1 protein-coding gene and 1 pseudogene are annotated in these 1,163 nt (G+C 49.8%); both read left to right on the top strand.

Annotation, left to right across the window (positions count from 1 at the left end; genetic code table 11):
• Positions 1–285, top strand: a pseudogene (locus R7190_RS25660) (efflux RND transporter periplasmic adaptor subunit); the annotation flags it as partial.
• Between the two features lie 10 nt (positions 286–295).
• Positions 296–1,163 (top strand): efflux RND transporter permease subunit (locus tag R7190_RS25655; RefSeq protein WP_318137651.1); only part of this gene is annotated, 868 nt, incomplete at its 3' end.

Genomic DNA, 1,163 nt, shown 5'->3' with positions numbered 1-1,163 from the left:
GCGCTATTCAACCGTAAAGCAGTCACGGTTAATACCGCGCTCAACACCACTCCCTCAAGCCATTGCTTTCCTTACTCTGCAATTTTGGGTGAGAAACAAACTCTGCACGTGAATGTGGTTCGTGATGCGGTTATTCATTCAGAGCCGGTCAACCTTGACTCTATCGACGCATACCAAGCGTGTGTGACCGGAAGTTTTGAGCAAGGCGATTATGTGGTGATCAGCGGTAGCCATTATCTGAGCGAGGGCGATGCCGCCCCAAACCTGACCATCAAGACGTTGTAGGTGCGAATCCATGATCAATTTAGCTGAATTCGCGATTCGCCAACGTAAGTTCGTTCTGTTCTTTATCGTATTGAGCGTGATCGCTGGCATCTATTCTTACTTCGACTTAGGCAAGTTGGAAGACCCGAGCTTTACGGTAAAAACTGCGGTAGTCGTGACCCTTTATCCGGGTGCATCTGCCGAAGAAGTCGAACACCAAGTCACCGATACCGTGGAAACCAAATTGCAGGAAATGGCGGAGTTGGATCGCTTGCGCTCATTGTCTCGCCCAGGTTTGTCTATGGTCTTTGTTGACCTCAAAGAGAGCCTTAATTCCAAAGCACTTCCGCAGGAATGGGACTTATTGAGACGCAAAGTGGACGATGTAAAACTGCAGCTACCTTCCAGCGCGCAGATCAGCGTAGTACAAGACGAGTTCTCTGAAGTCTACGGTATGCTTTTCTCTATCCACAGCACAGATGCTGCGCCAGAAGAGTTGCGTCGCTACGCCGAAGAGCTGCAACGCCAAATCAAAGCCGTCGACGGCATCAAAAAGATCGAGCTACACGGCATTCAACCTCGCGTTGTACATATCGATATGCCAGACGAGCGCTTGGCTCAATATGGTTTGTCGATCGCACAAGTTTGGAACCAACTGAGCACACAAAACAGCACGTTCGAAGCGGGAAAATTCGATGCGGGTACAGAGCGTATTCGTATTGCGCAAACCAGTGAGTTTCAGTCTCTAGAAGACATTCGCAATTTAATCATCAATGGTGGCACCGGCGAGTTTGGCTCGGGGTTGATTCGTCTTGGTGACATCGCCGACATCACCATGGGTTATCAAACACCAGCATTGGCAGAAAACCGCTACAACGGAGAGCCCGCTGTCACCTTGG

It is taken from the genome of Vibrio sp. 1078-1, assembly GCF_033340475.1.
Note: the sequence above shows the minus strand (reverse complement) of the source record. Positions and strands in the feature narration are given on the sequence as shown.